This is a genomic window from Roseicella aerolata, assembly GCF_020523605.1.
Lineage (GTDB): Bacteria > Pseudomonadota > Alphaproteobacteria > Acetobacterales > Acetobacteraceae > Paracraurococcus > Paracraurococcus aerolatus.
Map to the genome: position 1 here is coordinate 295926 of NZ_JAJAQI010000001.1, position 11744 is coordinate 307669.

The following is an 11744-nucleotide window of genomic DNA, read 5'->3' on the forward strand; positions in this document are numbered from 1 at the left end:
GCCTCATGCCCCGCCCCCCGGTTTCCAGCGCGACAGCAGCAGGGCATTGGCGAGGACGGAGACGGAGGAAAGCGCCATGGCCGCCCCCGCGATGGGCGGGGAGAGCAGGCCGGCGGCGGCGAGCGGCAGGCCGAGCAGGTTGTAGCCGAAGGCCCAGCCGAGATTCTGCCGGATCTTCCTGAGCGTCCGCCGGGTGACGTCGAGTGCCGCCGGCACCAGTGCCGGGTCGCCGCGCAGCAGGGTGATGCCGGCCGCCTGGATCGCCACATCCGTCCCCGTGCCCATGGCGATGCCGAGATCGGCCGCCGCCAGGGCCGGTGCGTCGTTCACGCCGTCACCCACCATCGCCACGCGCTCGCCCCGCTGCTGCCAGGCGGCGACGCGCTCCGCCTTGCCCTCCGGCAGCACCTCCGCCACGATGTCGTCCAGGCCGAGCCGCGCCGCGACGGCGCCGGCAGCGGCCCGGCTGTCGCCGCTGATCATGGCCGCCTTCACGCCGAGGGCGCGCAGCCCGGCGATAGCCGCCGCGGCGCCCGGCTTCTCCGCATCCTCGAAGGCGAGCAGGGCGAGCACGCGCGGCGACGGCGCCGTCTCGACCAGCCAGGCGAGGGTGCGCCCCTGCGCGCCCTCCGTCTCCGCCGCCGCGGCGAGCGCGCCCGGCTCGGCGCCGCTCTCGGCCAGCGCCCGCGGGCTGGCGAGCAGCAGGGCGCGGCCGGCGACGATGCCGGCAACGCCGCGGCCGGGCAGGGCACGGAAATCCTCGGCCCGCGGCAGGTTCGGCCCGGCGGCGGCCAGAACGGCACGGGCCAGCGGATGCTCGCTGCCCGCCTGCAGCGCGGCGGCGAGGCGCAGCGTCGCGACTTCCGCCTCGCCCGCCGCCGCATGCAGCGCCGCGAGCCGCGGCCGGCCCTCGGTCAGGGTGCCGGTCTTGTCGAAGGCGACCAGCGTCACGCCCTGCGCCCGCTCGATCGCCTCGGCATCGCGCACCAGGATGCCGGCCCGCGCCGCGGCGCCCGTGCCGGCCATGATGGCGGCGGGCGTCGCCAGGCCGAGCGCGCAGGGGCAGGCGATGACCAGCACCGAGACCGCCCGCAGCACCGCCGCCTCGGCCCCCGCGCCCATCAGCAGCCAGAAGAGCAGCGTCAGCGCGGCGATGCCGACCACCACGGGCACGAAGACCGCGCTGACGCGATCGACCAGCTTCTGCACCGGCGCCCGGCTGGCCTGGGCGGCGGCGACCAGCGCGGCGACGCGGGCCAGCACCGTTTCGGTGCCCACCGCCTTCGCCTCGATCACCAGCCTTCCGTCGAGGGCAATGGTGCCGGTCGCGACCGCGCTGCCCGGCTCCTTCTCCACGGGCCTGCTCTCGCCGGTCAGCGCGCTCTCATCCACCCCCGCGCGGCCTTCCAGCACCTTCCCATCGGCCGGGATGCGCTCGCCGGGCCGCACCACCACCCGGTCGCCGACCGCGAGGGCGATGGCCGGCACCTCTTCCTCCGCGCCCGCTGCCGTCAGCCGCCGGGCGCTGCGCGGGCGCAGTTCCAGCAGGGCGCGGATGGCCGCCCCCGTGGCCCGCCGCGCCCGTGCCTCCAGCCATTTGCCGAGCAGGATGAAGAGGATGACGGTCGCGCTCGCCTCGAAATACAGGTGGTGCCCGGCATGCTCGCCATGCTGCAGGAGCATGAACAGCGAGAGGCCGAAGGCGGCCGTGGTGCCGAGCGCGACCAGCAGGTCCATGTTGCCGATGCCCGCGCGCAGCGCCGCCCAGCCCGCGCGGTAGAAGCGGGCGCCGAGCCAGAATTGCACCGGGGTGGCGAGGGCCAGTTGCAGCCAGGGATGCGGCATCCAATCCCGGCCGAGCCCCATGCCGAGCATGCCGAGCAGGAAGGGCGCGGTCAGCAGCGCGGCGAGGATCAGGTCGCGCTTCTCCCGCCCGCCCTGCGGCCCGTCCTCCGCCGCGCCGGCCTCCGGCACCGCCGCCCGCACCGTGTAGCCGGCGCGCGCCACGGCGGCGGCCAGCGCCGCCTCCTCGGTGCCGGCCAGCATGCGGACCAGGGCGGTCTCGGTGGCGAGGTTCACCCGCGCCTCCAGCACCCCCGGCAGGCGGGCCAGCGCCTTCTCGACCCGCAGCGCGCAGGTGGCGCAGGTCATGCCGCCGATGCCGAGCTCGACCCGCGCCTCCGGCACCGCATAGCCGGCCTTGGCCACCGCCCCGATCAGGTCCGGCAGCGGCGCGCTGCCGCGCACCTCCGCCCGCCCGGTCGCGTAATTGACGCTCGCCTCCTGCACGCCCGGCACCTTGCCGAGGGCGCGCTGCACCCGTCCGGCGCAGGCGGCGCAGGTCATGCCGGCGACCGGCAGGGAGAGGCTGGGCCCGGAGGCCAGGGAGCCAGAGGGCAGGGAGGGGGAGAGGGGTGCTTCGGGCATGGCCTGGCGGATGTGGGGCTTCCCATTATGGGAGGGTCAAGAGCCCCACCTGTCCTTGCGCTGGATCAGGCGCCACGCCGGACCATGTGAAGGCGGTGCCCTCCACCAACCTCACCGCCGCCCTCCGCATCCTCGCCGGCCGCCTGCCCCTCGCCGAGCCGCCCGAGGCGGCGCTGGCGGCCGAAGCCTGGCGCCAGGCCTGGCGGCCGAAGCGGGTCCGACTGCTGCTGCTGGCCGAGAGCCATATGGCGACCTCGGCGGAGGAGCTGGACAGCCCGCTCCGCCTGCCGCCCGGCCTCGCCTGGCCGGTGCCGGCCGGCTTCGTCCGGCATGTCTACTGCCCCGCCTATGGCGAGCCGGCGCTCGTCCCGCATCTGCCCGCCGGGAATGCCGGCACGCCGCAATACTGGCGACTGCTGGCGGCGCTGGAGGGCGGCGCCGCGCCGACCCGGGCCGCGCTGCCGGCGCTCGGCGCCCGGCTGGCCGCCAAGGCAGCGCTGCTGCACCGGCTGCGGGCGCGGGGGATCTGGCTGACCGATGCCTCCCTGGTCGCGGTGGCCGGGCCGGGCGGGGAGCGCGCCGGCGCCGCCCTGCATGCGGCGGCGATCGCGGAAAGCTGGCGGCTGCATCACGGCGCCGCGCTGCCCGCGCTCGACCCCGCGCAGGTGGTGGTGATCGGCCGCGCGGTGGCCGGCGTGTTGCGGGCGGCGCTGGACGCGGCCTTCCCCGGCCGCTGGCAGGCGGTGCCGCAGCCCATGGGCGCCCGCGGCGCCGCCCCCGCCGCCGCGCTGCACGCAACCCTGGCCGAGGCGGCGCGCCGGCACGCCCCTTCCGCCGCGGGCGGCTGATTGACAGGCCGGCACGGTCCCCCGACATGCCCGCCGCCATGCCGCGACCTTTCCTCCTCGTCCTCGCCCTGCTGCTCCACGCCGTCCCGGCGCTCGCGGAGACGCAGCCCTTCCGTGTCGTCAACCGCACCGGCGCCGATGCCAGCGGGCTGCATGCCGTCCGCACCCCGCGCGGGGCGCAGAATGACTGGGGCAACAACCTGCTGCGGCCGGACCGGCCGCTGACCCCGGGCGCCGGCTTCCGGGTGCAGCCCGCCGAAGGCGCCGGCTGCCGCTTCGACCTGCGCCTGGTGCTGGCCGACGGGCGGGAGAGCGTGCTGCGCGACCAGGACATCTGCGCGCAGCGCGAGATCGAGATGGCCGCCGCCGCCCGGCCCGCCGCGCCGCTGCCGGTGCCCGTCACGCCGCCGCCGCAGGTGGAGCAGCAGCGGCCCAACCCGCAGGCCCGCAACGTCTCGACCGGCACCGGCTTCCTGGTGGCGCCGGACAGGGTGATGACCAACCACCATGTCATCGACAAGTGCAACCGCATCATCCTACGCACGCCGGATGGCCGCTGGCTGGGCGCCGTGCCGCCGGCGCGGGTGGATGAGAAGCTGGACCTCGCCCTGCTGGCGGTGCCCGGCCTGCCCGGGCCGGTGCTGAGCTTCCGCAGCGGCCCGGCGGTCCGGCGCGGGGAGGGGGTGGTGGTCTATGGCTACCCGCTGGCCGGTCTGCTCTCGGATGCCGTGCTGACCCGGGGCGAGATCAATGCCCTGGCCGGCCTTGCCGACAACCGCAGCCAGTTCCAGGTCAGCGCACCGGTGCAGCCCGGCAATTCCGGCGGGCCGATGCTGGACATGCAGGGGCATCTGGTGGGCGTGGTGGTCTCCAAGCTGAACGCGCAGCGCATCGCGCAGCAGATCGGCGACATCCCGCAGAACATCAATTTCGCGGTGAAGGGGGAGGCGGCGCTGAGCTTCCTGCAGCGCGCCGGGCTGGAGCCGCGGGTGGCGCAGAGCACGGCGCCGGAGCGGAGCGTGGCGGATATCGGCGAGATCGCGGGGCGGAGCACGCTGTTCATCCGCTGCGAGCGGTAGGGCGGATCGCGGGGGGCCGCGGACGGTCGGACGCGTGCCTCCGCCCGGACAACGGGCAGCGACCGCGGAGGGGCGTGCGGTCCCGAAGGCAACCCGCCGGCAGCGCGGGGGAAGCCTCGGGCCGGCGGGTCGCCGCCTTCGCCGGGCCTGGATTTTGACAGCCGGCCCGGCAGTTGCTTCCTGCGCCCTGCCATCCGTGCCCGGTCATGGCGGACCGGGGCTGGGCATCGCCGCAGCGCCCGCACGCACCGTCCGGTCTCTCGGTCAACAAGGAAGTGTCATGCATCGTCGTTCGCTGCTGGGCCTCGCCGCCACCGCGCTTGCCGCCCCCGCCCTGGCGGAGGAGGCCAAGCCGGTGCGCCTGGTGCTGCCCTTCCCCGCGGGCGGGGCGACGGACGCCATCGCCCGCGTCGTCGCACCCGGCCTGGCCGAGCGCCTGGGCCAACCCGTGGTCGTGGACAACCGTCCGGGCGCCGGCGGCATCCCCGCCGCCGAGTCCGTGGTGCGCGCGGCGCCGGATGGCCTGACCCTCTTCTTCACCACCAGCTCGACGCATTCGACCGGGCCTGCCGTCACGCCGCGCCTGCCCTATGACGTGGTCGCGGATTTCACCCCGGTCGCGCTGGTCGCCACCTCGCCCTACATCCTGGTCGTGTCCTCCGCCGTGCCGGCGACGACGGTGCAGGAGTTCATCGCCTGGGCCAAAGCCCGGCCGGGCGAGGTGAATTACGGCTCCTCCGGCGTCGGCACCACGCCGCACCTGACGGGCGCGCTGTTCGGCGCGCTGGCGAAGCTGCAGATGGTGCACGTGCCCTATCGCGGCACCGGCCAGGTCTATGCCGAGCTGCGCCGTGGCGAGGTGCATGCGCTGTTCGACACGCCCTCCACCGCCGCGCCGCACCTCGCTTCCGGCGCTGTCCGGGCGCTGGGCGTGGGCGGGCCGGAGACGCCGCTGGCGCCGGGCCTGCCTTCCATCGGCAGGACGGTGCCGGGATTCGGGAGCGAGGTCTGGTTCGGCCTGTTCGGCCCGGCACGGCTGTCGCCCGAGCTGACGGCGAAGCTGCAGGCCGCCGCCATCGGCGCGGCGCGCGACCCGGCGCTGCGCGAGAAGCTGGCCGGGCTGGGGGCCGAGCCGCGGGGCGAGGACGGCGCTACCCTGCAGCGTGTGGCGACGCAGGAGCGCGAGCGCTGGGTGAAGCTGGTGCGCGAGCTGGGGATCCGGCCCAACGACTGATGCCCGCCCGCATAAGTCCTGACCTGCAGCCGCCGCAGGCGGCTGAGCGCCCGAAGGGGCGCCGCGCCAAGTGGCGCGTAGCCAAGCCGCAGAGCGGCGCCGGCGACTGAGGCCGCATAAAGGCGTCAGCCTTTATGCCGATTGGTATGATGCCGGCTGGCGTCATGCCTGGCTCATGACGTCCCGACCCGCGGCCCGCGGAGCGGGCCGAGCGCGCGAAGGCGCGCCGCGGCACAGGCCGCGGGCCGCATGAATGCGTCAGATGGATGCTGGCTGGCAGGAGCCGCTGCCGGGGCGCCGCCGGGGGCCTTGGGTCACCCCGGGTCGGCCGCACCGGCGGCGCCGCGCAGGCGCGGCAGCAGCGCGGCGGCGGAGAGCGCGATCACCCCCCAGGCCAGGGCGAAGGCCGCCGGCGCGTCCAGCGCATCCACCGCCAGCCCGACGGCCAGCGGCCCGGCGCTGAAGCCGAGATGGGCCATCACGAAGAATCCCGCGACGGCGCGCGCCCGCTCCTCGCCCGAGGCCGCCTCCGCCACCGCCGCCAGCCCGCCCGGATAGACCAGGGCATAGACCGCGACGCCGACCACCGGCCCGCCCAGCAGCAGCGGCCAGAGCCCGCGCGTCGCCGCCCCCCAGAAGGTCACGGCCGCGCCCACCGTCAGCAGCAGCAGGCCGAGCGCGACCGCCCGCCGTGGCGGGATCCGCCGGACCGCGAGCTGCGCCAGCACCCCCACCGCCATCATGGCGCAGGCCGCGGCCGGCCCGGCCAGCGGCAGCCCCTCGGCCGCCAGCACCGCCGGCACGCTGGTCAGCACCGCCCCCGTCGCGCTCCAGCCAGGCAGGATGGCGAGCGTGGTCGGCCAGGTGCCGGGCGGGAAGGCCGGGCGCCGCAGCCAGCCGCCGCGGGGCAGGTCCCCCCGCCTCGGCAGCGTCTCCGGCAGTCGCGCCACCAGGACCAGCAGCAGCGCGGCGAAGCCGAGATGCGCCGCGAAGGTCACCGGCGGGTCGGCCGCCGGTGCCAGCGCCAGCGCGGCCAGCGTCAGCAGCCCGCCGGTCGCGAAGCTGCCGATCGTCGCCGTCGCGATCACCCCGGCGGCGCGCCGGCCGGCGGCGGCCTGCCCCTCCTGCCCGTTGCCCGTCAGCTCCGCCGCCCAGGCCGCCGCCGCCCCGGTGACGCAGCCCATGGCGAAGCCCTGCGCGACCCGCGCCGCGGCAAGCGCCGGGATGCCGGGCAGGAGGCTCAGCAGCAGGGTGGAGAGGGCGGCGCAGGCGACGCCGAGCAGCACGCAGGGCCTGCGCCCGATCCGGTCCGGCAGCGGGCCGAGCAGCGGGGCGGTGACGATGGCGGTCGTCGCGTAGCAGGCGAAGGCGAGGGCCAGCGCCCCGGCGCCGTAGCCGCCCGCCGCGGCATAGGCACCGTAGAGCGGCAGCGGCACGGTTGTGGCAAGGCCGACGGCCGCGACCGCCAGCCCGATGACCAGCGCGGCCTGGCGGTGTGGCGGGGCAGTCAGCGGGGCCCTGCCCCTGTCCGATGGCCGGCGGTGGACCGGAGCGGCGCGCGGACGGGCCTGCGCGCCTGGGCGCGCGCCGCCGCAGGGCGGGCAGGGGCCGCCGGTGGACCGGCATTCGGGCATGGACGCAGTCCGCGGCCGCCGTCCCTGGCCTGCGCAGTGATGGACATGGGGGCAGGATGGCATGTGCGGCGGGCGCTGACGATGACCCCGGAGGGCGGGCGAGGCCGCCCCTTACCAGCGGCCCTCATCAGTGGTCCCGGCAGCGCGGGCGGCAGCCCGTGCCGGGGAGGCGCCCTTGCCCGGATGCGCCCAGGCATCGGGGCCGCGGATATCAGCCTTCCCCGAAGCCGACGAACAGGTAGCCCATGCCGCGCAGGGAGCGGATGCAGTCCTGCCCCTCCAGCTTGCGCCGCAGCTTGGCGATCAGCACGTCCACCGAGCGGTCCTCGGCCGACCAGGGCCGGTTCAGCGCCTCCCGGCAGATCGTCTCGCGGTCCACCGGTGTGCCCTCCCGCCCGGCCAGCACGCTGAGGACCCGGAACTCCGCCGCCGTCAGCTCGCAGCCCCGGCCATCGGGCCGCAGCACGTCCCGCCGCGCCTCGTCCAGCCGCCAGGCCGAGACGGCGGGCGCGCCGCGGGCGCCGGTGCGCCGCAGCACCGCGGCGATCCGCGCCAGCAATTCGCGGGGCGAGGCGGATTTCGCCACATGGTCGTCCGCCCCGAGCTCCAGGCTGAGGATGCGGTCCACCTCGCTCACCCCACCGGTCAGCATGATGCAGGGCAGCGTGCTGACCTCCCGCAGCCGCCGCAGCACCCCGATGCCGTCCTCGCCCCGCAGCCGGTGGTCGAGGATCAGGATGTCCGGCCTTTCCACCGGCATCGCCGCCAGGAAGCCCGCCCCCGTCATGTGCAGGCTGACGGTGCAGCCATGCTCCCCGAGGAAGGTGGCCAGCTCGGCCCCGAACTCGGCATCGTCATCCACCAGAGCGACCCGGTAGGACATCCAACCTCCACTATTCCTGACAATTCCGGGCAGGCACCACCCATCGCCCCATTGTATTCCATGGACTGCATCGACTGGCGCATCTCCGATCCGCCGGCCTCAACCCTGCATGGCGTCCGCCACTTCGACCCGCGGCGCCTCCGCCCCCGCCGCCCGCAGCCGCAGCCGGAACTCCGCCCCGCTGGCGCCATTGGCCGCCGTGATCTCGCCGCCGAGCGAGCGCAGGATGCCCTGGCAGAGCGAGAGGCCGAGCCCGGTCCCCTGGCCGGGCGCCTTGGTGGTGAAGAAGGGCTCGAAGAGCCGGGGCAGGACGGCTTCCGGGATCCCCGGCCCGGTATCGGCGATGCGGAGCGTCACCCACCCCCCCTCGGCCCGCCCCGTCACCGTGATGCGCCGCTCGGGCGTCGCGGCGCCCAGCATGGCGTCGCGCGCGTTCAGCAGCAGGTTGATCAGCACCTGCTCGAGCAGCAGGGCGCGGCCGCGCACCGGCGGCAGCCCCTCCGGCAGGTCCAGCGCCAGCGTCACCTCCGCCTCCCGCAGGGCGGCGCCGGCCAGCATGGTGGCGCCGGCCAGCACATCGGCCAGCGCCACCGATTCCAGCGTGCCGGGATCGATCCGGCCGAAGGCCCGCAGATGGTCGATGATGCCCTTGGCGCGCTGGGCCAGCAGGCTGATCCGCTCCATCCGCTTCAACGCGTCCGGGATTGCCTCCGCCCCGCGCCGGTGCAGCGCGTTGGCGGCATTCTCGGCGGCCAGCGCCATGGTCGAGACCGGCTGGTTCAGCTCATGCGCGAGCCCGGTCGCCATCTCCCCGAGCGTCGCCAGCTTGGCGCTCGCCACCAGCGCCGCCTGTGCCTCGCGCTGCTCCGTGACGTCCCGGATGTAGCCGACCAGCTCGGTCCGGCCATCGGCATGCCGCCGCACCGGCTGCACCGTGGCGCGGAGCCAGCGCCGGACCTCGTCCGGCCGGCGGAAGAGCAGGTCGGCCGTCTGCCGCCCTTCCGAGGCCGCCCGCTGGTGCAGGCCCGGCACCGCATGTGGCGGCTCCGCCTGCTCGACCCGCTTCAGGATGTCGGGGAGGGTGGTCAGAGCCGCTCGGTCGAGCCCGGTCAGCTCCTGGATCGTCGGGCTGGCATAGAGGAAGCGAAGGCCGCCGGCGGCATCGGCCTCGGCGCGGTAGGCGGCGCCGGGCAGCCCCTCCAGCACCCGGGCCAGCTCCTGCTGCAGCGCCTCGGCCGCCGCCAGCGCTGCCTGGCCCTGCCGCCGCTGCCGCCGCTGATGGAGCAGCAGGACCAGGCCGAAGCCGAGGAGCATGGCGGCGATCACGCCGGCACGCAGCAGCCTGCGTAGCCGGTGCGGGTCGGCCAGCGCCGCCTCCGCGTCGATGCTCGCCGAGACGAAGAGGGAGGTACCGGGCACCCGGCGCAGGGCAACGAAGATGTCACGGCCGTCGATGGAACTGCGGGTGCGGACCACGCCCTCGGCCCCGGCGCGCATCATGCCGAGGACCGGGCTGTCGGCCCGGACGGTGCGCCCGATGGTGGCGATGGGATCGTCGCTGCGGGCGAGGAAGATCCCGTCCTGCCGGATCACCGCGGCACCGCCGCGGTCGCCCGCCAGCAATTCGCGCAGCAGCCGCGACAGGTCCAGCGGATCGAGCGAGACGACGATGACGCCGGCGAAGCGCCCATCCGCCTCGCGGACCGCCCGGCTGAATTGCAGGGTCGGCAGGTTCGACACGCGGCCGATCAATGGCTCGCTGACGAAGAGCCGGTCGGGCGGCGGGCTGCCGTCCGGCAAGGGCAGGTGGGCGCGGAAATGCGCCCGGTCCGAGAGATCGACCGGCTGCCAGCCTTCCACCGAGGACCAGGCGACGCGGCCATCGGCGCCGATCAGCGCGAGCTGGAGGATGCCGAAGGCGCGCCGCCCGACCACCCGGCGGGCCAGCGCCTCCAGCGCCGCCGCGCCCTCCCGGTTGCCCTGGGCGAGCAGGGCGAGCCTCTCCCGCACCATCCGGTCGAGCGCATCGACGGCATCGAGGCTGCGGAGCAGCGTCAGCCGCGCGGCCTCGGCCTCCCGCGCCGCCTCGGCGAAGGCGGCGGCCTCGGCGCGCTGCAACTCCCGCCGGTGGACGCTCTCGATGCCGAGATGCAGGGCGAGGCCGGCGAGGCAGACGAGACCGAGGGCGAGCAGCAGGCCGAAGCGATTCCGCACCGAGGCCAGCATGGTCATTCGGTCGGCAGTTCGAGCGCGGCCTCGATGCCGCCTTCCGGCCGGGGCCGCAGGCTGAGGCGCCCGCCATGCCGCTCCGCCACGCGCCTGGCGATGGCAAGGCCGAGGCCCAGCCCTTCCCGCCGGCGATTGAGCGCGGAGCCCTCCACCGCGAAGGGGCGGCCGGCATCGGCCAGCAGGGCGTCCGACATGCCATGGCCGCGGTCGCGCACCACCAGCCGCAGCACCCTGCCCATCTGTTCCGCGCCGAGCTCGACCGTGCCGTGCTGCGGTGTCGCGTGGATCGCGTTGTCGAGCAGCCCGGCCAAGGCGGCGGCGAGGTCGCCGGCCTCGGCCCGGAGGGGGAGGCAGAGCAGCGGGCCGATCACCACATGCACATCGCGGGCCGCCGCCAGGCGCCGGGTGCGGGCCACCGCCTCGGTCAGCAGGCCGTGCACATCGACCATCTCCAGGCTGCCCCGGGATTCGCCGCGCAGCCTTTCCCAGGTGAGCAGCTTGTCGACCGTCTCCAGCAGCCGCTCCCCGGCCTCGCGCAGATGCAGGCCGTAGCTCTGCGCCGCCTCCGGCGTCCTGGCATGGCCGCCCTCCAGCAATTCGGCGAAGCCGATCACCGGCACCAGCGGCGTGCGCAGCTCATGCGCCAGCAGGCGGAGCCGGTCCTCCGTCTCGCCCACCTCGGGCGGCAGGCTCGGCCGGGCGGCCTCCAGCTTCCCCAGCGCGGCCGAGAGGCGGCCGGCCAGCGCGCTGCGCTCCTCCTCCGCCTCCTGCAGCCGGGCCCCGATGGCGGCGCGCTCCGCCGCCGCGGCGCGGCGGGCGAGGGCACGTTCCATGGCGGCCCGCACGGCGCGGGCGGCCTCCGGCAGGCCGAAGGGCTTGGTGAGGAAGTCGGAGACGCCGCTGCGCATCGCCTCCACCGCCTGGTCCATGGAACCATGGGCGGTGATCAGCACGACGCCGCGCGCGGTCGCGTCCGGCTCGGTCGCGAGGACCTCGGCCGCGAGGGACAGGCCGCTGCCGCCGGGCATGCGGATGTCGGAGACCAGCACGCCGATGCCGGGATCGGCGCGCAGCAGGGCGAGGGCGGCGGCGGCGGAATTGGTCGTGGCGACCTCGAAGCCTTCCTCGCGCAACCCGTCCGACAGTTCCTCGGCGAGCATCGGCTCGTCATCGACCACGAGGACGGAAAGGCCGGGCCGGCCAGGGCTTGGCCGCCGCTGCCCGGGCCCGTTCTCGTTGTGCATGGACCGTAAATCCCCGCCCGGCCACTCGATACCAGACGCTTAACTAGTCTTACTGTGTCAAAGCTTTCCGGTCTTCCTATATGTGGGGGATGGTAGAGAGGCAGACAAGGCGGCCGAGGACGGGCGAGGCGCGGTTCGCGGCCTATCTGGGGGCGATCACGGCGGG

Annotated in this window: 8 protein-coding genes; 3 read left to right on the plus strand and 5 right to left on the minus strand. The window is 75.6% G+C overall.

What is annotated here, in order from left to right; all coding sequences use genetic code 11:
* Nucleotides 1–3: 3 nt before the first annotated feature.
* Nucleotides 4–2427, minus strand: a complete 2424-nt coding sequence (locus tag LHA35_RS01265) for a heavy metal translocating P-type ATPase (RefSeq protein WP_274707723.1) — start codon at nt 2425–2427, stop codon at nt 4–6.
* 86 nt (nt 2428–2513) lie between these two features.
* On the opposite strand from LHA35_RS01265, the gene LHA35_RS01270 reads away from it, so the two are divergent.
* The 3 genes from LHA35_RS01270 (at nt 2514) to LHA35_RS01280 (ending at nt 5588) form a co-directional block, all read left to right on the plus strand.
* On the plus strand, nt 2514–3275 hold the full coding sequence (locus LHA35_RS01270) for a hypothetical protein (RefSeq protein WP_226603491.1): 762 nt from the start codon (nt 2514–2516) through the stop codon (nt 3273–3275).
* A 38-nt stretch (nt 3276–3313) separates the two neighbouring features.
* On the plus strand, nt 3314–4354 hold the full coding sequence (locus LHA35_RS01275; RefSeq protein ID WP_226603492.1) for a trypsin-like peptidase domain-containing protein: 1041 nt from the start codon (nt 3314–3316) through the stop codon (nt 4352–4354).
* Between the two features lie 280 nt (nt 4355–4634).
* The gene (locus tag LHA35_RS01280) at nt 4635–5588 is read left to right on the plus strand and encodes a Bug family tripartite tricarboxylate transporter substrate binding protein (RefSeq protein ID WP_226603493.1); all 954 of its coding nucleotides are present in this window, start codon (nt 4635–4637) and stop codon (nt 5586–5588) included.
* A gap of 314 nt (nt 5589–5902) precedes the next feature.
* Here LHA35_RS01280 and LHA35_RS01285 read toward each other — a convergent pair whose 3' ends face one another.
* The 4 genes from LHA35_RS01285 to LHA35_RS01300 all read right to left on the minus strand — a co-directional run bounded on the left by LHA35_RS01285 (nt 5903) and on the right by LHA35_RS01300 (nt 11578).
* Entirely contained in the window at nt 5903–7285 is a 1383-nt protein-coding gene (locus tag LHA35_RS01285) for an MFS transporter (protein ID WP_338050833.1), read from the minus strand.
* A gap of 148 nt (nt 7286–7433) precedes the next feature.
* Nucleotides 7434–8105: a response regulator transcription factor gene (locus LHA35_RS01290; RefSeq protein WP_226603497.1), complete on the minus strand. Its 672-nt coding sequence runs from the start codon at nt 8103–8105 to the stop codon at nt 7434–7436.
* A 99-nt stretch (nt 8106–8204) separates the two neighbouring features.
* A complete protein-coding gene (locus LHA35_RS01295) occupies nt 8205–10337 on the minus strand; it encodes an ATP-binding protein (RefSeq protein ID WP_226603499.1) in 2133 nt (710 codons plus the stop codon).
* On the minus strand, nt 10334–11578 hold the full coding sequence (locus LHA35_RS01300) for a hybrid sensor histidine kinase/response regulator (RefSeq protein ID WP_226603500.1): 1245 nt from the start codon (nt 11576–11578) through the stop codon (nt 10334–10336). The genes LHA35_RS01295 and LHA35_RS01300 overlap by 4 nt, the downstream gene beginning before the upstream one ends.
* Between the last annotated feature and the right edge of the window lie 166 nt (nt 11579–11744).

What these genes read in the sequence shown, in the direction of transcription:
- LHA35_RS01265 (WP_274707723.1), bottom strand. Translation starts at nt 2,427, where the DNA reads ATGCCCGAAGCACCCCTCTCCCCCTCCCTGCCCTCTGGCTCCCTGGCC.
- LHA35_RS01275 (WP_226603492.1), top strand. Translation starts at nt 3,314, where the DNA reads ATGCCGCGACCTTTCCTCCTCGTCCTCGCCCTGCTGCTCCACGCCGTC.
- LHA35_RS01280 (WP_226603493.1), top strand. Translation starts at nt 4,635, where the DNA reads ATGCATCGTCGTTCGCTGCTGGGCCTCGCCGCCACCGCGCTTGCCGCC.
- LHA35_RS01285 (WP_338050833.1), bottom strand. Translation starts at nt 7,285, where the DNA reads ATGCCATCCTGCCCCCATGTCCATCACTGCGCAGGCCAGGGACGGCGG.
- LHA35_RS01290 (WP_226603497.1), bottom strand. Translation starts at nt 8,105, where the DNA reads ATGTCCTACCGGGTCGCTCTGGTGGATGACGATGCCGAGTTCGGGGCC.
- LHA35_RS01295 (WP_226603499.1), bottom strand. Translation starts at nt 10,337, where the DNA reads ATGACCATGCTGGCCTCGGTGCGGAATCGCTTCGGCCTGCTGCTCGCC.
- LHA35_RS01300 (WP_226603500.1), bottom strand. Translation starts at nt 11,578, where the DNA reads ATGCACAACGAGAACGGGCCCGGGCAGCGGCGGCCAAGCCCTGGCCGG.